Source organism: Actinomadura sp. WMMA1423 (assembly GCF_006547145.1).
Classification (GTDB): Bacteria; Actinomycetota; Actinomycetes; order Streptosporangiales; family Streptosporangiaceae; genus Spirillospora.
This window is the reverse complement of sequence record NZ_CP041244.1, coordinates 574,214-594,006: the sequence shown is the minus strand read 5'-3', so window position 1 is coordinate 594,006 and position 19,793 is coordinate 574,214. Positions and strand designations below refer to the sequence as shown.

Sequence of the window (19,793 nt, the reverse complement as noted above, 5' to 3'; positions counted from 1 at the left end):
CGCGGAGGCCCCGTGAGCACAGCACCGCCCGACGCCGACGAGCTGAGCAGGCGGGCCGGCGAGTTCCTCGCCGGCCACGACCCCTCGGCGACCGAGCCGCTGGAGTTCCTGCGGGCCCGGTTCGACGCCGGCCTCGCCTGGGTCCACTACCCCGAGGGGCTCGGCGGGCTCGGCGCCCCGCCGCACCTGCATCCGGCCGTCGAGCGGCGCTTCGCCGAGGCCGGCGCCCCCACCAACCACCCCGAGCGCAACGGCATCGGCCTCGGCATGGCCGCGCCGACCATCGCCGCCTTCGGCACCGAGGAGCAGAAGCGCCGCTTCCTGCGCCCGCTGTGGACCGGCGAGGAGGTGTGGTGCCAGCTGTTCAGCGAGCCCGGCGCCGGCTCCGACCTCGCGGCGCTCGGCACCCGCGCCGTCCGCGACGGCGACGCCTGGACGGTCAACGGCCAGAAGGTGTGGACGTCCATGGCGCACGAGGCGCGCTGGGCGATCCTCGTCACCCGCACCGACCCGGACGTCCCCAAGCACCGCGGCATGACCTACTTCGTGTGCGACATGACCGCGCCGGGCGTCGAGGTGCGGCCGCTGCGGCAGATCACCGGGGAGGCCGAGTTCAACGAGGTGTTCCTCACCGACGTGCGGATCCCCGACGAGCACCGGCTCGGCGAGGTCGGCGAGGGCTGGCGGGTCGCCACGACGACGCTGATGAACGAGCGGGTCGCGATCGGCGGCCAGGCCGCGCCGCGCGAGAGCGGCATGATCGGTGTCGTCGCCGCGCTCTGGCGCGACCGCCCCGAGCTGCGCACCCCCGGCCTGCACGACGCCCTGCTGCGCGCGTGGGTGGAGACCGAGGCGGCCCGGCTCACCGGGGCGCGGCTGCGCCAGCAGCTCACCGCCGGGCAGCCCGGCCCGGAGGGGTCGGGCGCCAAGCTGGCCTTCGCCAAGCTCAACCAGGAGGTGTCCGGCCTGGAGCTGGAGCTCCTCGGCGAGGAGGGCCTGCGCTACGACGACTGGACGATGCGCCGCCCCAGCGAGGTCGACTTCACCCGCCGCTCGCCCGGCTACCGCTACCTGCGCGCCAAGGGCAACTCCATCGAGGGCGGCACCTCGGAGATCCTGCGCAACATCATCGCCGAGCGCGTCCTCGGCCTGCCCGGCGAGATCCGCGTCGACAAGGACGTGGCGTGGAAGGACCTGCCCCGATGAGCGACCTGCTGTACGGCGAGATCGAGAACGACCTGCGGGCGAGCGTCCGGGAGGTGCTGAACGACAAGGCGCCCTGGACCTCCGTCCTCGCCGGCACCGAGAAGGACGAGCCCTACGACGCGCCGCTGTGGCGTGCGCTGGCCGGGCAGCTCGGCTGCGCGGGGCTGCCGGTCCCCGAGGATCTCGGCGGCGCCGGCGCGACCTGGCGCGAGACGGCCGTCGTGATGGAGGAGCTCGGCCGGGCCGCCGCGCCCGTCCCGTTCCTCGGCAGCGCCGTGATCGCCACCGCGGCGCTGCTGGCCGCCGGGGAGCGGGAGCTCCTCGCGGAGATGGCCGCCGGGGAGCGGATCGCGGTCCTGGCGGTCCCGTTCAGCACCGCGCCCGGGGACGTCCCGGCGACGGTCCGGGCGGCGGACGGTGCGCTGACCGGGGAGGTCACCAGCGTCGCCGACGGCATGGCAGCCGAGGTGCTCCTCGTCCCGGCCGGCGACGGCCTCTACGCGGTGGACGCCGCCGACGCCCGCCGCACCCCCGCGACCTCCCTCGACATGACCCGCCGCCTCGCCGACATCGCCTTCTCCGGCGCGCCCGCCCGGCGCGTCGCCGAGGGGCCCGGCGCCGTCCGGGCCGCGCTGCGGACCGGTGCCGCGATGCTGGCCTCCGAGCAGTTCGGGCTCGCCGAGCGCTGCCTGGAGGACACCGTCGCCTACGTGAAGACGCGCTACCAGTTCGGCCGCCCGGTCGGCTCCTACCAGGGCCTCAAGCACCGGCTCGCGGACCTGTGGGCCTCGATCACCCAGGCCCGCGCGGTCGCCCGCCACGCCGCGTCCTGCGCGGCCGCGGACGACGGGGACACGCCGATCGCGGTCGCCGTCGCCCAGGCGCACTGCTCGGCGGTCGCACTCAAGGCCGCCGAGGAGTGCGTGCAGATGCACGGCGGCACCGGCTTCACCTGGGAGCACCCGGCGCACCTGTACCTCAAGCGCGCCAAGGCCGACTCCATCGCCCTCGGCACCCCCGACAGGCACCGCGCGGCCCTCGCCGCCCTGGTGGACCTGCCTCCGGCCTGACCCCGGGCGGGCGGCCCCGTCCCCGGGACGGGGCCGCCCGCCTAGCCGGTGATGACCGCCAGGATCCGGGAGCCCTCCGGGAACGCGCCGCGCTCGGCCAGCGCGAGGACGCCGAACATCATCTTGGCCGTGTAGACCCGGTCGAGGACGACCCCGTGCCGGCGGGCGAAGTCGCCGGCGAAGGCGTCCAGCTCCGGGGTCGTGCGCGCGTAGCCGCCGAAGTGGAAGCCGTCCTCGACGCTCCAGTCCCCGCGCCGTCCGCCGTAGGTCTCACGCTGAAGGCGCTCCACCTCCGCGGCCATGAAGCCGCCCTTGAGGACGGGGAACCCGACGGCGCGCTGGCCGGCGGCGAGCCCGGCGGCGAGCCCGGCCAGCGTCCCGCCCGTCCCGCAGGGGCAGCAGACCACGTCGAACCCCGGGACCTCCGCGCCCAGCTCGGCGCAGCCCCGGACGGCGAGCGCGTTGCTGCCGCCTTCGGGCAGCAGGTAGAAGTCGCCCCACCGCTCCCGCAGCTCCTCCACGACGCCGGGCTCGTGCTTGCGCCGGTAGGTCGTGCGGTCCATGTAGGTGAGGCGCATCCCCATGCGCTCGGCATGCGCCAGCGAGGCGTTCAGCGGCAGGTGCTCCTCGCCGCGGATCACGCCGATGGTCGCGAACCCGTGGATCCTGCCCGCCGACGCCGCGGCCCGGATGTGGTTGGAGTAGGCGCCGCCGAAGGTCAGGAGCGTCCCGTGCTCGCGCGCCGGCCCGACGTTGTGCCGGAGCTTGCGCCACTTGTTGCCCGGCAGCTCCGGGTGGACGAGGTCGTCGCGCTTCAGGAAGAGCCGCAGCCCCCGGCGCGCCGCCCGCTCGTCGGCCAGCTCCACCACAGGCGAGGCGGGCCAGGGGGAGGAGGGGCCGGGGGAGGCGGTCATGGCATCGGCAGGCCGAGCCGCTGGCGGAGCGTCCGCTGGACCTCCTCGACGCCCGGCCGCGCGTCGACGGTCACCACGTACTCCTTGCGGCCGAACAGCTCCAGGATCGGGTCGGTCCGGTCGTGGAAGTCGCGCAGCCGCCCGGCGAGCGCCTCCTCCGTGTCGTCCTCGCGGTGCACGAGCTCGCCCCCGCACACGTCGCAGCGCCCCTCCTGCGTCGGGCGGTCGGCGATCAGGTTGTAGTCCATCCCGCACCGGGCGCACAGCCGCCGGGCCAGCACCCGGCGCCTGACCTCCTCGTCCGGCAGGTCCAGGTGGATGACGCCGTCGATGTCGTAGCTCTCCAGGAAGAACTCGGTCTGCCGCCGGCTGCGCGGGAACCCGTCGATGACGAATCCGTAGTTCCAGTCGTGCTGGGCGAGCCGCTCCCGCACGACGCTCTCCGCGAGGTCGTCGCCGACCAGCTCTCCGGACGCCATGATGCGGCGCACCTGCGCGCCCAGCTTGGTGTGGTTCTTGACGTGCCAGCGGAAGATGTCGCCGACGCTGATGTGGACGATGTCCAGATCGCGTGCGAGCAGCCCGGACTGCGTCCCCTTGCCGCTGCCGGCCGCACCGATGATCACGTACTTGCGCATGCGCAGAGCCTAGGGCCACCACCCTGGCGGGAGTCGGAAGCGGGGTCAGGGGCGGGGTCAGAGGGGGAGGCGCAGGCGGCGGCCGAGCCGCCGGAAGCGGGAGTCGGGCGCGCTCCCGGGCGCCTCGTCGCGCACCGCCAGGCTCTCCAGCAGCGTGTCGAACGCGGGCGGGCGGACGCACACCAGGGTCGCGCGGGCCCTGCGGGCGCAGTGCAGCCGCACCGAGGGCCGGAGCAGCCGCGAGAACGGGCCCCGCGTCCCCCGCCCCACGACGAGGATGTCGTCGTCTCCAGCCAGCCGTACGAGGGTGGCGCCCGGCTCTCCGACGAGGGCCAGCGCGGTCAGGTCGACGCCCTCGGGCGGGCCGCCGCACACCTCCGCCAGGAGCCGGGCGACGAGTTCGGCCCCAGAGGCGCGCAGCGCCTCGGTGATGCCGCAGCCGAGCTGGCCCGCCGCGGACACGTGCGGGGGCAGCGGCGCGGCGTGCGCGACCAGCAGCGGCAGCCGGCGCAGCCGCGCCTCGCCGATCGCCCAGGAGAGGGCGCAGCGCGCGCCCGCGGAGTCGTCCACCCCCACCACGACGCGGGGCCCGCCCTCCGGTCTCGCGATCACGGTCCCTCCTGTGGCCGCCGGGTGACAGCAGTCTAGACAGTAGGCATACCCGTTCCGGCGCGAGAGTTCCATGTTCCCGCGGCAGCGGTCGGCGCCGATCCGGCGTTTCGCGGCGGATCGGGGGAGAACCGGGGGCGGTGGCGTGGCCGCTGGACCGCCCGGCGCCGGGCCGGGCACACTGCGGGTATGGCAGCACCGCACGAGCACGACTCCTCCTGCGCCGTCGCGCACGGCGACGTCCGGCCCGACGCGGGGGAGCGGACCCTGGTCGCGGTGTTCGCGGGCCCCGTCGCCGACCACCTCCTGCGCTACGCCGCCGACCTCGGCTACCGCACGTTCCTCGTCGACCCCGACAAGGAGCGGGGCGGCATGGCCGACCTGCCGCCCCTGGACGCCGCCGCCGACGTCGTCGTGACCGACCACCACCGGCCCGAGCTCGGGCCCGTCCTGCGCGACGTGCTGACCCAGCCCGTCCGGTGGGTCGGCGTCATGGGCAACCCGCGCCATCCCGCCCCGCACGTCCCCGCCCTCACCGAACTCGGCGTCCCCGCGGCCGACATCGCCCGCGTGCACCGCCCGATCGGCCTGAACATCGGCTCCAGGACCCCCGCCGAGATCGCGGTCGCGACCCTCGCCGGCCTGATCGCCGACCGGAACGGCCGCCCCGGCGGCTTCGAGTTCTAGTGCTGGCGGTCGCCTACGACGCCTTCGGCGGCCCCCTGGAGATCCGCGAGCTGCCCGATCCGCGGGTCCCGCCCGGCGGCGCGGTGATCCGGGTCGAGGCCACGGGCGTGTGCCGGAGCGACTGGCACGGCTGGCAGGGCCACGACCCCGACATCCGCTCCTTCCCGCACGTCCCCGGGCACGAGCTGGCGGGGACGGTCGAGGAGGCCGGCGCGGGTGTCACCGGCTTCCGGCCGGGCGACCGGGTGACCGTCCCGTTCGTGTGCGCCTGCGGGCGCTGCGCCTCCTGCGCGGCTGGAGAGCAGCAGGTCTGCGAGGCCCAGACCCAGCCCGGTTTCACCCACTGGGGCTCGTTCGCCCGCCTCGTCGCGATCGACGCCGCCGACGTGAACCTGGTGCGCCTCCCGGACGAGATGGCCTGCACCACCGCGGCCGCCCTCGGCTGCCGGTTCGCCACCGCGTTCCGCGCCGTCCTCGCGCGGGGGCGCGTGCGCGCGGGCGAGTGGCTCGCGGTGCACGGCTGCGGCGGCGTCGGGCTGTCGGCCGTCATGGTCGCCGCGGCGGCCGGCGCGCGGGTCGTGGCGGTCGACGTGTCGCCGCAGGCGCTGGAGCTGGCGCGCCGCTGCGGCGCGTCCGCCGTCGTCGACGCCTCCGCCCACGACGAGGTGGGGGAGGCCGTCCGCGAGGCGGCCCACGGCGGCGCCCACGTCTCGCTGGACGCGCTCGGCAGCCCGGCCACCGCCCGCGCCTCGGTGCTGTCCCTGCGCCGCCGCGGCCGGCACGTCCAGGTCGGGCTGCTGCCGCCGGGCGCGGGCCGCGCCGACCTGCCGATGGAGCGGGTGATCGGCTGGGAGCTGGAGATCGTCGGCAGCCACGGGATGGCCGCCCACGCCTACGGCCCGATGATGGAGCTGGTCCGCGCCGGGACGCTGCGCCCCGACCTGCTGGTCGGCCGCGTCCTCGCCCTGGACGACGCCCCGGCCGCCCTCGCCGGCATGTCCGGCGCCGGCATCACGGTGATCGAGCCTGGTCGGCGGCGGTCCGCCGGTCACGGCCCCGCTCACCGGCACGGGCCGGGAGCGTAGGATCGGACGCGACGGACGTGTTCTGTCGGTGGGCCCGCCTACGGTCGGAGGCGACGGCGCCCGCCGCCCTCGCCGCCCCGGCGACCCGCCCAGCAGAGGTGACGACCACCATGCCGAAGACCGTTGACACGGACCGCGACTTCCTGGCCCTCGCCGACCCCTACCGGCGGGAGCTCACGGCGCACTGCTACCGGATGCTCGGCTCGATCCACGACGCCGAGGACCTGGTGCAGGAGACCTACCTGCGGGCGTGGCGCTCCTACGGCGACTTCGAGGGCCGGTCCTCGCTGCGCACCTGGCTGTACCGGATCGCCACCAACGTGTGCCTGACCGCGATCGACCAGCGCGGCCACCGGCCGATGCCGTCCGGGCTGGGGGCGCCGAGCGAGGAGCCCGAGCGGCCCGTCGTCGCCTCCGGCGAGGTGCCGTGGCTGGAGCCCGCCCCCGACCCCGTCCTCGGCGCCGACGCCGCCGACCCGGCGACGATCGTCACCGCGCGCGAGAGCACCCGGCTGGCGTTCGTCGCGGCGCTGCAGCACCTGCCCGCCAAGCAGCGGGTCGTGCTGATCCTGCGCGACGTCCTGAAGTGGCGGGCCGCCGAGGTCGCCGAGCTGCTCGACACCTCCACCGCCGCGGTCAACAGCGCGCTCCAGCGGGCGCGGGCGCAACTGGAGGAGCACACGCCCCTGCGCGACGAGCTGGTCGAGCCGACCGACCCCGCCCAGCGCGACCTTCTGGAGCGCTACGCCAAGGCCTTCGAGGACGCCGACATCGGCGGCCTGATCGAGCTGTTCAAGAAGGACGTCGTCTGGGAGATGCCGCCCTTCCCCGAGTGGTTCGTCGGCGCCGACCACGCCGTCCGGCTCATCACGGCCCAGTGCCGCCCCGCCCCCGGCGACCTCCGGATGGTCCCGGCGGCCGCCAACGGGCAGCCGGCCTTCGGGCTCTACAGGCGCGGCGACGACGGCGTGCACAGCGCCTACCACCTGCAGGTGCTGTCCATCACCGACGAGGGCGTCGCGCACGTCTCGGTGTTCTTCGACACGAGCCTGTTCCCGCTCTTCGGGCTCCCCGACAGGCTCTGACCGCCCCCTCGCCTTCCGCTGGGCGGAAACCCGGGCGCGGCGCGGCTTGCGCCGTTTGCGAGGGTGGTGGCCGGAGGCGCCGCGATGGCCTCCCCGCAGAGCGGGAATGGGGAGGGCGAGGAGGGATGAGGGTATGACGCACCCGCCGTACCTGTACCCGGGGTACAAGAGCACGGTGCTCCGCGCCCCGTCGCAGGACCTGGTCATGCCGAAGCTCGGCCCGGACTGCGTCGAGCTGGCCTCCCCGGTGTTCGGCCACCAGGAACTCGGCCGGCGCGACCACGACCTCACCGTCCAGCACGCGGGCGAGCCGCTCGGCGAGCGGATCGTGGTGACCGGCCGCGTCCTCGACGGCGCGGGCCGCCCGGTGCCCGGCGCGCTCGTGGAGGTGTGGCAGGCCAACGCGGCCGGTCGGTACGCCCACCTCGGCGACCTCCATCCCGCGCCGCTCGACCCCAACTTCACCGGCGCCGGGCGCTGCCTGACCGACGACGGCGGCCGCTACCGGTTCGTCACGATCAAGCCGGGCGCCTACCCCTGGGGCAACCACCGCAACGCGTGGCGGCCCGCCCACATCCACTTCTCGGTGTTCGGCACCGCGTTCACCCAGAGGCTCGTCACCCAGATGTACTTCCCCGGCGACCCGCTCTTCGCCCACGACCCGATCTTCCAGTCGATCCCCGACGAGCGGGACCGGCAGAAGCTGGTCTCCCGGTTCGACATGGAGACCACCACACCGGAGTGGGCACTCGGCTACCAGTGGGACATCGTCCTCGGCGACACCCCGGCGGAGGCCTGATGAGCACGCCCTCCCGCACGCCCTCGGCCACGACGCCGTCGCAGACGGTCGGCCCCTTCTTCGGGTACGCGCTGCCCTACGAGGCGGGCCCGGAGGTGGTCCCGCCGTGGCGCCCCGACGCGATCGCGGTCCGCGGACGCGTCCTCGACGGCGCGGGCCGGCCGGTACCGGACGCGCTGCTGGAGATCTGGCAGGCCGACGAGCACGGCGAGATCGCGCGGCGCCCCGGCGGCATCGTGCGCGCCGGGCACGGCTTCTCCGGCTTCGGACGGTGCGGCACCGACGCCGCCGGCGGCTACCGGTTCAGCACCGTCAAGCCGGGCCCGGTGGGCGGCGGCGCCCCGCACATCTGCGTGCTGGTCTTCGCCCGCGGCCTGCTCAAGCCGGTCTTCACCCGGCTGTACTTCCCCGAGGACGAGGACGCCCGCGCGAGCGACCCGCTGCTCGGGGCCGTCCCCGAGGAGCGGCGCGCGACGCTGGTGGCCGAACGCGAGGGCGAGCGGGAGTACCGGTTCGACATCCGCCTGCAGGGCGACCGGGAGACGGTCTTCCTTGCCTTCTGACGAGCACGGGCCGCCGCCCGGCGCGCACGGCTCCGCGCCGGAGCACCATCCGGGGCGGGGGCACCGCCCGGCGCCGGACGCCGGGCTGCTGTCGCCCGTGCGGGCGGGGACCGAGACCGAGGCCGCCACGAGCGACCTCGCCTACCTGACCGCCATGCTGGACGCGGAGGCGGCGCTCGCCCGCGCGCAGGCCCGCCTCGGCTTCGTCCCCGCCGGGGCCGCGGAGGCGATCACCGCCGCCGCGGACGCGGACCGGTTCGACCTGGCCGGCATCGCCCGCCGGGCGCGCGGCTCCGCGAACCCGGTCGTGCCCCTGGTCGCCGACCTGCGCGCGCTCGCCGGCGCCGCGGGCGAGCACGTCCACAAGGGCGCCACCAGCCAGGACATCGCCGACACCGGCGCCATGCTCGTCGCGGCCCGCGCCAGGCGCGTCGTCCTCGCCCACCTCGACCGGGCACTGGACGCGCTGGCCGGGCTCGCGGCGCGGTACCGCGACACCCCGATGCCGGCGCGCACGCTCGGCCGGCAGGCGCTGCCGACGACGTTCGGCGCCAAGGCGGCGGGCTGGCTCGTGGGCTGCCTGGAGGCGCGGGAGGGGCTCGCCGCGGTGCCGCTGCCCGTGCAGCTCGGCGGCCCCGCCGGGACCCTGGACGCCTTCGGCGAGGACGCCCTCGACCTCGTCGCCGCCTACGCGCGCGAGACCGGCCTGGCCTGCCCCGTCCTGCCGTGGCACACCCGCCGCGCGCCGGTCGCCGGGCTCGCCGCGGCGCTGGCGGTGGTCGCCGGCGCCCTCGGCAAGACCGCCACCGACGTCTGGCTGCTGGCGCAGAGCGAGGTCGGCGAGGCGGCCGAGGCCGCGGGCGCCGGCAGGGGCGGCTCGTCGTCGATGCCGCACAAGCGCAACCCGGCGCTGTCCGCGCTGGTCAGGTCCGCCGCCCTGCAGGTCCCGGCGCAGGTCCAGGTGGTGCTCGCCGCGCAGGCCGCGCCGCACGAGCGGCCGGCGGGGGAGTGGCACGCCGAGTGGCAGCCCCTGCGCGAGTGCCTGCGGCTCACGGGGGGCGCCGCCGAGACGGCCGCCGAGCTCCTGGACGGCCTGGAGATCTCCACCGAGCGGATGCGCGCCGACCTCGACGACCTCCTGGAGGTCCTCGGCGGCGACCCGGGGACGGGCGCCGCCGCCGCCCTCGTCGGCCGGGCCCTCGACGCGTACCGGAGGAGCCGCACGTGACCGCCGTACCGCAGCACCGCCTGGACGGGCCGGACGGCGCCCCCGTCGTCGTTCTCGGGCCGTCCCTCGGCACCTCCATGGACCTGTGGCTCCCGCAGCTCCCGGAGCTGACCCGCGCCTGGCGCGTGCTGCGCTACGACCTCCCCGGCCACGGCGGCGCGCCCCCGCCCGGCGGCCCGTTCACCGTCGAGGACCTCGCCGACGGGGTCGTCGCCCTGCTGGACGGCCTCGGCGTCCGGCGGGCCGCCTACGCCGGGGTCTCGCTCGGCGGCGCGGTCGGGACGGCCCTCGCGCTTCGCGCCCCGGACCGCGTCGCGAGCCTGGTCCTGTGCTGCACCTCCCCGCGCTTCGGCGACCCGGCGGCGTGGCGCGAGCGCGCCGCGCTCGTGCGCTGCGAGGGGGTGGGCCCGGTCGCCGCCGGGGCGGCGGCGCGCTGGTTCACGCCGGCCTTCACCGGCGCCGGCCCCTACGTGGCGATGCTGCGCGCGACGGACGCCGAGGCCTACGCCGGCTGCTGCGACGCCCTGGCCGAGTTCGACGCGACCGCGCGCCTCGGCGGCATCGGCGCGCCGACGCTGGTGGTCGCCGGAGCGCAGGACGGCCCGACGCCGCCGCGCGGCCACGCCGACCGGCTCGCCGCCGGCATCCCCGGCGCCGCCCTGACCGTCGTCGAGGGCGCCGGGCACCTGGCGAGCGCCGAGCGCCCGGCCGAGGTCAACGAGGCGATCACCGCGCACCTGGACCGCACATGGAGGGGATCCCGCCGATGAGCGAGCGCCTGTCCGACGAGGAGCGGTACGCGCGGGGCATGAGGACGCGGCGCGAGGTGCTCGGCGACGCCCACGTCGACCGCGCCGAGGCCCGCAAGGACGGCTTCACCGCCGACTTCCAGGACCTGATCACCCGCTACGCGTGGGGCGACGTCTGGGACCGCCCCGGCCTGGACCGCAGGACCCGCAGCTGCGTCACGCTGACCGCCCTGGTCGCGGGCGGCCACCTGGACGAGCTCGCCATGCACGTGCGCGCCGCGCTCCGCAACGGCCTCACCCCCGACGAGATCGGGGAGGTCCTCCTGCAGACGGCGATCTATTGTGGAGTGCCCGCCGCGAACTCGGCCTTCGCCGTCGCCCAGCGGGTGCTCGGCGAACAGGAGTGACGGGCGCGAACCCGGGCGGAGGGGCCACGTGGAAGGGGACGCCGGGAGAGAGGGCGGCGCGGAGCGCGCGCGGCCGGTCAGCGTGGCGGGCAAGGTGATGGCCATCCTGAACGCGTTCGCCCAGGGCGGCGTCCGCCTCAACCTGAGCGAGATCTGCCGCCGGGCCGGCCTGCCCCTCGCCACCGGCCACCGGCTGGTCGGGGAGCTGGTCGGCGGCGGGTTCCTGGAGCGGGTGCCGGACGGCACGTACCGCATCGGCACCCGCCTGTGGCGCATCGGAAGCCAGGCCCCCGCCGTCACCGGGCTGCGGGAGCTGGCCCTCCCGCACATGGAGGACCTCTACGAGGCCACCCACGACAACGTCCAGCTGGGCGTGCTCCGCGACGAGCGGGTGCTGATCGTGGAACGGCTGCGCGGGACGCGGTCGGTGCCTGTCGTGACCCAGGTCGGCGCCACGCTGCCGCTGCACACCACCGGCGTCGGGAAGGTGCTGCTGGCGTTCGCGCCGCCGCGGGTGCGCGAGGACGTCCTGGCAGGCGAGCTGACCCGGCACGCGGCGCGCTCCATCACCGATCCGGACGAGCTGCGGCGCTGCCTCGAGCAGGTCCGCCGCTCCGGCTACGCGGTGACCCGCGACGAGATGACGCTCGGCGCGTCGTCCGTCGGCGCCCCCGTGCGCGACGGCGCGGGCGAGGTGGTCGCGGCGATGTCGCTGGTGTCGAGCACCCGCGGCGCCGACGTGCGGCGGCTGCTGCCCCCGCTGACCACCGCGGTGCGCGCCCTGTCCCGGGACGTGGCCGCGCACTGGACCGGCCCCCCGGACACGTTCTCCGCCGAGCGGGACGCCGGCGCCTGAACCCGCGGCGCCGCCCGCGCGCACGCGGGCGCACCACCACGAGGAGGATCGATGCGTACCCAGGTCGCGATCATCGGCGGAGGCCCCGCGGGACTGCTGCTGTCGCACCTGCTCCATCTCCAGGGGATCGACTCGGTGGTCCTGGAGCGGCGCGACCGCGACTACGTGGAGCATCGGCAGCGGGCCGGGATGCTGGAGCAGGGCACGACCGACGTCCTGCGCGAGAGCGGCGCCGGCGAGCGGCTCGACCGGGAGGGCCTCGTCCACCACGGGCTGGAGCTGCGGTTCGGCGGCGCGGGGCACCGGATCCCGCTGACCGGCCTCACCGGCCGGACCGTCACCGTCTACGCGCAGACGGAGATCGTCAAGGACCTCGTCGCCCGGCGGCTGGCCGACGGCGGCGACGTGCGGTTCGAGGCGGAGGTCGTCGGCCTGGACGCCGCCGCGCCGAGCGTGACCTTCCGCAGCGGCGGGCGGACCCGCACGCTCGACTGCGACTACATCGCCGGCTGCGACGGGTTCCACGGCGTCAGCCGGCCGGCGGTCCCCGGGCTGCGGACCTTCGAGCGCGACTACCCGTTCGCCTGGCTCGGGATCCTCGCCGACGTCCCGCCCTCCACCGACGAGCTGATCTACGCCCACCACGACCGCGGGTTCGCGCTGCACAGCCTGCGCTCGCCGCACGTCAGCCGCCTCTACCTCCAGGTGCCGCCGGACGAGGACGTCGCCGCGTGGCCCGACGCCCGGATCTGGGACGAGCTGGCGGCGCGGTTCGCGACCGGCGACGGCTGGACGCTGCGCGAAGGGCCGATCACCGACAGGTCGATCACGCCGATGCGCAGCTTCGTGGCCGAGCCGCTGCGGCACGACCGGCTGCTCCTCGCGGGGGACGCGGGCCACATCGTCCCGCCGACCGGGGCGAAGGGCCTCAACCTCGCGGTGTCGGACGTGACCGTCCTGGCGCGGGCGCTCGCCGAGCGCTACGCCTCGGGATCGCACACGCTGCTGGACGGCTATTCCGACGCGTGCCTGCGGCGGGTGTGGAGGGCCGAGCACTTCTCGTACTGGATGACCACGCTGCTGCACGTGGATCCGGCCGCGACCGCCTTCGAGCAGCGGCTCCAGCGGTCCCACCTGGACTACGTCGTCTCCTCGGAGGCCGCGAAGACCTCCCTGGCGGAGAACTACACCGGTCTTCCCATCGACTAGCCGGAGCGATGGAGGCCGGCGGGACGCGCGTCGCCGAAATTGGCAGCCTCTGAATTTTTGCCACTTAGGCAACTTTGGTCTACGGTGAGACCTCGCCACGCGGACGCGGAAGGTGAAAGGCTTCGGCATCCGCTCGACGCCGCCCGGCCGGACGGCGCCCGCGAGCCCCCCCGGCCGGCCCCCCCGGCCGGCGCCGAAGACGACGTGAAGGACAGCGCAGTGAGCCTCCTGGACCAGCCGCCCCGCCAGGCCGGTGCTTTAGCACGACTGCGCAGGCCGGGCCGCGCCGGCGCGGCCGCGGGACGGCCCGGCGGCCGCCCGCGGCCCGTCCGCGAGCTGCTGCTGATCAGCGTGCTGTTCGCCGCCTACAAGCTCGGGCGGCTGCTGGCGGACGGGCGGGTGAGGGAGGCCTTCGACAACGCCCACCGCGTCCTGCGCCTGGAGCACGTCCTCGGGCTGCCGGACGAGGCGGTCGTCCAGCAGGGCCTGATGCACAGCCAGGCCCTCGTGCACGCGGCCAACTCCTACTACGCCGTCGTGCACTTCCCGGCGGCCGTGCTCTTCCTGCTCTGGATCTACCTGCGGCGGCCCGCCCACTACCGGTGGGTGCGCCGGGTCCTCGTGGCGCTCACCGCCGCGGCGCTCGTGCTGCACCTGCTCGTACCGCTGGCGCCGCCGCGCATGCTGCCCGCGACCGGGCTCGTCGACACCGCCGCGCGGTACGGGCCGTCGGTCTACGGGGCGCCGGAGACCGACACGATCGCCAACCAGTACGCGGCCATGCCGTCGCTGCACATCGGCTGGGCCGCCGTCATCGCCCTCGGTCTCGTCGTCACGTCCCGGACGCGATGGCGATGGCTGTGGCTCCTCCACCCGATCGCCACGATCGCGGTCGTCGTCGGCACCGCCAACCACTACTGGCTGGACGGGATCGTGGTGCTGGCGCTTCTGACGGTCACCGCCCTGCTGCTGCGCCCGCCCCGGCCCGACGGCCCGGACGGCCCCGCCGGCTAGCCGGCGGGCTCGGCGCCCAGCGTCTCCAGCAGTTCGGTCACCGGCTGGAGCTTCTCGTACAGCAGCAGGACGGGCTCGCCGGGCTCCGCCATGTCCAGCGCCGACGTCAGCGCCCCCTTCAGGTCGCCCGCCGGGTGGTGGCGCACGTCCGGGCGGACCTCCCGAAGGCCCCGGACGATCAGCCGGGTCATCTCGCCCGAGCGGCGCCCGCGCAGGTCCTCGTCCTCGTAGACGACGACGCGGCCGAACGATCCCGCCAGCGCCCGGGCGGTCTCGCTCACCAGCTCGTCGGAGCGGTCCCCGGGCAGCGTCACCGCCGCGACCCCCGCCCTGCCCCAGCACCGCTCCATGAACGCGCCCATCGCCCCGACCGCCGCCGGATTGTGCGCGTAGTCGACCAGGACGGGGTTGGCGCCGACCCGGTACACGCAGCCCCGGCCGGGGTTGCGCGTGTGCGGGTCGAATGAGCGCAGGGCCCGCGCCACCACCTCCACCGGGACGCCGAGGGCGCGGGCGGCGGCCGACGCGGCGAGCGCGTTGGCGATCACGTGCCGGGCGTGCCCGCCGAACGAGCCCGCCACCTCCGCGGCCGGCAGGACCGGGGTCCGGCGGTCGCCGCGCACCTCGGTCAGCCGGCCGTCCCGCACGCAGTAGCCGACCCCGCCGCCGCGCAGGTGGGCGGCGAGGGCGGGGGCGTCCGGGGACAGGGCGAACAGCCGCAGCACGGGGTCGCGCTCGCGGACCCCGGGCCGCTCGGCGAGGCCCGCCGACGCCTCGTCCTCGGCGTTGAGGACCACGTGCCCGCCCCGGCGGATCTCCTCGGCGACCAGCGACTTGATGTCGACCAGGTCCTCGAGGGACTCGGTGTCGTCCACGCCGAGATGGTCGCGGGTGATGTTGGTGACGACCGCGACGTCGGCGCGGTCGTAGCCGAGGCCGCGCCGCACGATGCCGCCCCGCGCGGTCTCCAGGACGGCCGCCTCCACCGACCGGTCGCCGAGCACCATCTCCGCCGAGCGCGGCCCGGACGCGTCGGACCGGTGGACGAGGCGCCCGCCCACGTACACGCCCTCGGTGCTGGTCATGCCGGTCCGCCGCCCGTCCAGCTCCAGCATGTGGGCGATCATCCGGACGGTCGTGGTCTTGCCGTTGGTGCCGGTCACCGACACGAGCGGCACCCGGGACGGCGTCCCCTCCGGGTACATCAGGCCGATGATGTCGCCCGCGACGTCCCGCCCGGCGCCCTCGTGCGGCGCCAGGTGCATCCGCAGGCCCGGCGCGGCGTTGACCTCCAGGATCCCGGCGGCGCCGTGCTCGGCGGGCGGCGGGGAGGCGATGTCGGGCAGCCGCAGGTCGATGCCGCACACGTCCATGCCGACGGCCCCGGCGGCCCGCACGCACATCGCGGCCACCTCCGGGTGGACGGCGGCGGTGACGTCCCGGCCGGTGCCGCCGGTGGACAGGTTGGCGTTGCGGCGCAGCCAGACCCGCTCCCCGGCGGCGGGCACCGTCTCCGGGCCGTGCCCCTGCCGCGCCAGCAGCGCCAGCTCGGTGGGGCCGAGGGTGATGCGGGTGAGGGGCCGGTCGTGCCCCTCGCCGCGCGCCGGGTCGGCGTTGACCCGCTCCACCAGCGCCGCCACCGCGGCCGTCCCGTCGCCGGTCACGCACGCGGCGGTCAGCTCGGACGCCGCCGCGACCCGGCCGCCGACGACCAGCACCCGGTAGTCCCTGCCCGGGATGTAGCCCTCGACCAGGGCCTTGCCGTCCGCCCCCGCCGCCGACGCGAACGCGGCCACCACCTCCTGCGGGGTGGTCAGCTCGATGTGCACGCCCTCGCCCTGGTGCCCGGCCAGGGGCTTGACGACCACGGGGTCGCCGATGGCGCGCAGCGCCTCCAGCGCCTCGCCGGGAGACGCCGCGACCCGGCCCTCCGGCACGGGCAGGCCCGCGTCGGCGAGCAGGCGGTGGGCGAGCCGCTTGTCGCCCGCGACCTCCATACCGATCGCCGAGGTGGCGTCGGTCATCGCCGCCCACACCGTCCGGCGGTACCGCCCGTAACCGAGCTTCAGCAGGTTGAGCCCGCCGACCCGGCGCACCGGCACGCCCCGCTCGCGGGCGGCCCGCGCCAGCGCCGCGGTGCTCACCCCGAGCCGCTCCTGCTCGTGCACGGCGGCGACGGCGGCCAGGCCGGCCGCGGGGTCCGGGACGAGCCCGGCGAGCGCTCCGCCCACGATGCGCACCGCCAGCGCGATCAGCCGCTCCACCACCGGGCTCGCGGGCGGCTCGTCGCGCGGGCACTCCAGGATCACGTCGTACGCGGCGGGCCCGCCCGCGCGCACGGTGCGGCCGAAGAACACCTCGCGGCCGATCAGACCGGACAGCTCCAGCGTGACGTGCTCGGTGACGTGGCCGAAGTAGGTGCCGCGCGCCATCGCCTCCAGCAGCCCGCCCGGCCGTCCCGCCGAGCAGTGGTGCCCGGCCAGTCCGGGCAGCGCGTCGACGAGCCGCTCGGCGAAGCCGGGGTGGTCGGTGGTCTCGTGGCCGGTCAGGCCCTGCAGGTCGAGCCGCGCGATCGCGACCGGCCGGGACAGGTAGACGTTCGGGCCGCCCAGGCGGCGCACATGGTCCAGTCGCACCGCTACCCCTCCTCCGGGCCGCGCATGTCGCCGATCGCCGGGAGCCTGTCGTTCATCTGGAACGCGCATCCGGCCGGCAGCAGGTGCAGCGACACGTCGAGCATGGCCATCGGCTCGTCGTCGGAGGCGGCGTAGGCGACCGTCGCCTGCCCGGCGTCCACGACCGTGACCACGCCCGTCCCGACGACCTCGAACCGGCCGTCGCCCACCACGATCGCCGTGTCCTCGTCGATGCCCACCCCGAGCAGCCGGGTGTCCAGCGCTATGCCGCTCATCAGCCGCGGCAGCCGCCCCCGCTCGTTGAAGTGCATGTCGATCAGCACGTTGTCGAGCAGGCCGAGCCCGGGGCCGACCTTCACGCTGGAGGCGGCGACCTCGTGGCCGCGCCCGCCGAGGATCATCCAGTGGCCGAGCGCGGTGGCCCCGGCGCTCGTCCCGGCGATCACCAGGCCCTCCTGGTCGAGCCGGCGCTTGAGCAGCTCGTTGGTCCGCGAGCCGACCAGGGTGCGGATCCGCGACTGGTCGCCGCCGCTGAACAGCACCCCCGTCGCGGTCTCCAGCGCCCGCAGCGTGGCCGCGTCGTCGGCCGCGGCGCGGCCGAGGAGCCGCAGCTCCCGCACCGAGGAGACGCCGAGCCGCCCGAACACCGCCGTGTACTCCTCGGCGACCTCCTCGGGCACCTCCGTCGCCGTCGTGATGACGACGACGCGCGCGTCCTCCTCGCCCGCCAGCTCGACGAACGTCTCCAGCGGCCCGGAACCGCAGACCCGGTTCTCCGCCCCGCCGATGATCAGCAGCCGGCCCTTGCGTCCGGCGCCCCCGTGTTCATGCTTCACACCTGCTAGCTACCCCCGATAACCGGCTGTAGTCGTGCGAACGCGACAAGTCATTGGATCGCTCCCGCGGCGGCTGTGCCATGCTGGGCTGATGAGCGGCCCCGCTTCCGCGGACGACGCCGTCCGGCCGCCCTCCGGCCCGGCCCGCTCGTCTCCGCCCCAGGGCGGCCGCGCGGCCGCCCTGGCCGCCGCGTCGGCCCACTACCTGCGCAGCGAGCCGATCGACATGTCGGCGCTCGCCGCCGAGCTGGGCGTCGGGCGCGCCACCCTCTACCGCTGGGTCGGCAGCCGGGAGCAGCTCCTCGGCACCCTGCTGGGGGAGATGACCGAGCGCACCTACCGCGCGGCGACGCGCGATGTCGGCGGCGCCGGCGCCGAGCGGGTCCTGGCCCTGCTCGACCGGTTCATGCGCGCGGTGGTGGACGCGGGGCCGCTGAAGGCGTTCACCGAGCGCGAGCCCAGGCTGTTCATCAGGCTCGCGACCATGCCCGGCGCGGTCGAGGACCGCGCCACCGAGCTGCTGACCGCCGAGCTGCAGGCGGAGATCGACCGCGGCGCGCTGCACACCCGGCTGCCGACCCGCACGCTCGCGCAGGCGATCGTCAGGGTCGCCGACTCCTTCATGTACGCCCACTACCTGGGCGGGAACCGGCCGGAGATCGACCAGGCGCTGGAGGTCGTCGAGCTGCTGCTGCGGCCCTGCCCGGGCGGCGGGGAATCACCGGGCGCGGCCGGACGCTGAACCTTGTCGGGGTGTGACCGTTTCGCGGCATTGCTCCCCATGAGAGGCTGAAGTCATTGGACGCATCGTCGAAAGAGGGGCCGTGAGCGACATCCCCCGCCGCGCGGTGACGCGGACCGCCAAGCTGGCGACCCTCCCGCTCGGGTTCGCCGGGCGCACCGCGCTCGGCCTCGGCAAGCGCACCATCGGCCGTCCCGCCGAGGCCGTGGCGCTGGAGGTCCAGCGCCGCACCGCCGAGCAGCTGTTCGCCGTGCTCGGCGAGCTGAAGGGCGGCGCCATGAAGGTCGGGCAGCTGCTTTCGATCTTCGAGGCCGGGCTGCCCGAGGAGGTCGCGGGCCCGTTCCGCGCCAGCCTGACCCGCCTGCAGGAGGCGGCGCCGCCCATGCCCGCCGCCACGACCCACCGCGTCCTCGCCGAGGGCCTCGGCCCGGACTGGCGGGAGATGTTCGCCGAGTTCGACGACGCCCCGGCCGCCGCCGCGTCCATCGGCCAGGTCCACAAGGCCGTCTGGCACGACGGCCGCACCGTCGCGGTCAAGGTGCAGTACCCGGGCGCCGCCCGGGCCCTCATGAGCGACTTCAACCAGATCTCCCGCCTGAGCCGCCTCGTCACGCCGCTGTTCCCGGGCGTGGAGGTCAAGCCGATCGTCGCCGACCTCAAGCGCCGCCTGGAGAAGGAGCTCGACTACGTCGACGAGGCCCGCGCCCAGACCGCCTTCCACGAGGCCTACGCGGGCGACCCCGACTTCGCCGTCCCCGCCGTCGTCGCCCAGTCGGGCCACGTGCTCGTCACCGAGTGGCTGGACGGCACCCCGCTCGCCAGGGTGATCGCCGAGGGCGACCAGGAGACCCGGGACCGCGCCGGGCTGCTGCTGTTCCGCTTCCTGCTGTCCGGCCCGGTCCGCTGCGAGATGATCCACATCGACCCGCATCCGGGCAACTTCCGGCTGCTGGACGACGGCCGCCTCGGCGTCATGGACTTCGGCGGCGCCGCCCGCGTCCCGGCCGAGCTCCAGTGGTCGATCGGGCGCCTCACCCGCATCGGCACCCTCGGCGACCCCGACGACATCGTGGACGCCCTGTTCGAGGAGGGCTTCCTCGTGGGCGACGCCGAGGTGGACCCCGACGAGGTCGCCGCGCTCGTAGCCCCGCACGCCGCGCCCTTCGCCGTGGAGCGCTTCCGCTACTCCCGCGAATGGCTGCGCGAGCAGACCGCCCGCGGGCTCGGCCTCGCCTCCGACCTGCGGCCCGGGGCCCTCGCGCGCGCGTTCCGCCTGCCGCCGCAGTACCTCGCCGTCAGCCGCGCCCTCTCCGGCTGCGGCGGCGTCCTCTGCCAGCTGGAGGCCGAGGGCGCCTTCCGCGCCGAGGCCGAGCGCTGGCTGCCGGGGTTCGCCGCCGGCACCGACCCGGGCGCGGGCCCCGATCTCGACGGCCAGGCCCAGGTCACCGCCTGAGCCCGCC

20 protein-coding genes are annotated in these 19,793 nt (G+C 75.9%); 15 read left to right on the top strand and 5 right to left on the bottom strand.

Annotated elements, in window-relative coordinates:
• Positions 1-12: 12 nt before the first annotated feature.
• Positions 13-1,206, top strand: coding sequence for an acyl-CoA dehydrogenase family protein (locus FKD65_RS02980; RefSeq protein WP_141576018.1), 1,194 nt, complete (start codon positions 13-15; stop codon positions 1,204-1,206).
• Complete coding sequence (locus FKD65_RS02975; RefSeq protein ID WP_141576017.1) at positions 1,203-2,276, top strand: acyl-CoA dehydrogenase family protein; 1,074 nt, start codon at positions 1,203-1,205, stop codon at positions 2,274-2,276. Before FKD65_RS02980 ends, FKD65_RS02975 begins: the two co-directional genes overlap by 4 nt.
• Positions 2,277-2,317: 41 nt before the next feature.
• Here the strand turns inward: FKD65_RS02975 and FKD65_RS02970 are convergent, their stop codons facing one another.
• Genes FKD65_RS02970 through FKD65_RS02960 form a run of 3 tightly spaced genes read right to left on the bottom strand, consistent with a single transcriptional unit; the run spans position 2,318 to position 4,440 of the window.
• Positions 2,318-3,190: a 1-aminocyclopropane-1-carboxylate deaminase/D-cysteine desulfhydrase gene (locus FKD65_RS02970; protein WP_141576016.1), complete on the bottom strand. Its 873-nt coding sequence runs from the start codon at positions 3,188-3,190 to the stop codon at positions 2,318-2,320.
• Positions 3,187-3,828, bottom strand: a complete 642-nt coding sequence (locus tag FKD65_RS02965; protein WP_141576015.1) for a nucleoside monophosphate kinase — start codon at positions 3,826-3,828, stop codon at positions 3,187-3,189. Before FKD65_RS02965 ends, FKD65_RS02970 begins: the two co-directional genes overlap by 4 nt.
• A 57-nt stretch (positions 3,829-3,885) precedes the next feature.
• On the bottom strand, positions 3,886-4,440 hold the full coding sequence (locus tag FKD65_RS02960; protein ID WP_168220923.1) for a universal stress protein: 555 nt from the start codon (positions 4,438-4,440) through the stop codon (positions 3,886-3,888).
• Between the two features lie 186 nt (positions 4,441-4,626).
• On the opposite strand from FKD65_RS02960, the gene FKD65_RS02955 reads away from it, so the two are divergent.
• From FKD65_RS02955 to FKD65_RS02910, 11 genes are all read left to right on the top strand, one after another.
• Entirely contained in the window at positions 4,627-5,124 is a 498-nt protein-coding gene (locus FKD65_RS02955; protein WP_141576013.1) for an XdhC family protein, read from the top strand.
• Positions 5,124-6,209, top strand: a complete 1,086-nt coding sequence (locus FKD65_RS02950) for an alcohol dehydrogenase catalytic domain-containing protein (protein WP_141576012.1) — start codon at positions 5,124-5,126, stop codon at positions 6,207-6,209. Before FKD65_RS02955 ends, FKD65_RS02950 begins: the two co-directional genes overlap by 1 nt.
• Positions 6,210-6,307: 98 nt before the next feature.
• A complete protein-coding gene (locus FKD65_RS02945) occupies positions 6,308-7,294 on the top strand; it encodes a sigma-70 family RNA polymerase sigma factor (RefSeq protein ID WP_302931582.1) in 987 nt (328 codons plus the stop codon).
• Positions 7,295-7,400: 106 nt separating this feature from the next.
• Entirely contained in the window at positions 7,401-8,093 is a 693-nt protein-coding gene (pcaH, locus tag FKD65_RS02940; protein WP_302931581.1) for a protocatechuate 3,4-dioxygenase subunit beta, read from the top strand.
• Entirely contained in the window at positions 8,093-8,656 is a 564-nt protein-coding gene (gene pcaG, locus FKD65_RS02935) for a protocatechuate 3,4-dioxygenase subunit alpha (RefSeq protein WP_141576009.1), read from the top strand. Before pcaH ends, pcaG begins: the two co-directional genes overlap by 1 nt.
• Positions 8,646-9,884 carry a 3-carboxy-cis,cis-muconate cycloisomerase gene (pcaB, locus tag FKD65_RS02930; protein WP_141576008.1) on the top strand — a complete coding sequence of 413 codons (1,239 nt, stop codon included), beginning with the start codon at positions 8,646-8,648 and terminating at the stop codon, positions 9,882-9,884. Before pcaG ends, pcaB begins: the two co-directional genes overlap by 11 nt.
• Entirely contained in the window at positions 9,881-10,654 is a 774-nt protein-coding gene (pcaD, locus tag FKD65_RS44730; protein WP_240809944.1) for a 3-oxoadipate enol-lactonase, read from the top strand. The genes pcaB and pcaD overlap by 4 nt, the downstream gene beginning before the upstream one ends.
• Positions 10,651-11,040 carry a 4-carboxymuconolactone decarboxylase gene (gene pcaC / locus FKD65_RS44725; protein ID WP_240809943.1) on the top strand — a complete coding sequence of 130 codons (390 nt, stop codon included), beginning with the start codon at positions 10,651-10,653 and terminating at the stop codon, positions 11,038-11,040. The genes pcaD and pcaC overlap by 4 nt, the downstream gene beginning before the upstream one ends.
• 28 nt (positions 11,041-11,068) lie before the next feature.
• Positions 11,069-11,896, top strand: a complete 828-nt coding sequence (locus FKD65_RS02920; protein WP_240809942.1) for an IclR family transcriptional regulator — start codon at positions 11,069-11,071, stop codon at positions 11,894-11,896.
• Positions 11,897-11,947: 51 nt separating this feature from the next.
• On the top strand, positions 11,948-13,105 hold the full coding sequence (locus tag FKD65_RS02915) for a 4-hydroxybenzoate 3-monooxygenase (RefSeq protein WP_141576007.1): 1,158 nt from the start codon (positions 11,948-11,950) through the stop codon (positions 13,103-13,105).
• 219 nt (positions 13,106-13,324) lie between these two features.
• Positions 13,325-14,119 carry a phosphatase PAP2 family protein gene (locus FKD65_RS02910; RefSeq protein WP_240809941.1) on the top strand — a complete coding sequence of 265 codons (795 nt, stop codon included), beginning with the start codon at positions 13,325-13,327 and terminating at the stop codon, positions 14,117-14,119.
• On the opposite strand, the gene cphA is transcribed toward FKD65_RS02910, so the two are convergent.
• Entirely contained in the window at positions 14,116-16,755 is a 2,640-nt protein-coding gene (gene cphA, locus FKD65_RS02905; RefSeq protein WP_141576006.1) for a cyanophycin synthetase, read from the bottom strand. The genes FKD65_RS02910 and cphA overlap by 4 nt on opposite strands.
• Positions 16,756-16,757: 2 nt before the next feature.
• Positions 16,758-17,591 carry a cyanophycinase gene (locus FKD65_RS02900; protein ID WP_141576005.1) on the bottom strand — a complete coding sequence of 278 codons (834 nt, stop codon included), beginning with the start codon at positions 17,589-17,591 and terminating at the stop codon, positions 16,758-16,760.
• Positions 17,592-17,682: 91 nt separating this feature from the next.
• Here FKD65_RS02900 and FKD65_RS02895 point away from each other — a divergent pair, with 91 nt between their 5' ends.
• Both FKD65_RS02895 and FKD65_RS02890 read left to right on the top strand, forming a co-directional pair.
• The gene (locus FKD65_RS02895; protein ID WP_168220922.1) at positions 17,683-18,333 is read left to right on the top strand and encodes a QsdR family transcriptional regulator; all 651 of its coding nucleotides are present in this window, start codon (positions 17,683-17,685) and stop codon (positions 18,331-18,333) included.
• 82 nt (positions 18,334-18,415) lie between these two features.
• Positions 18,416-19,786: an AarF/ABC1/UbiB kinase family protein gene (locus FKD65_RS02890; protein ID WP_168220921.1), complete on the top strand. Its 1,371-nt coding sequence runs from the start codon at positions 18,416-18,418 to the stop codon at positions 19,784-19,786.
• Positions 19,787-19,793: the final 7 nt, after the last annotated feature.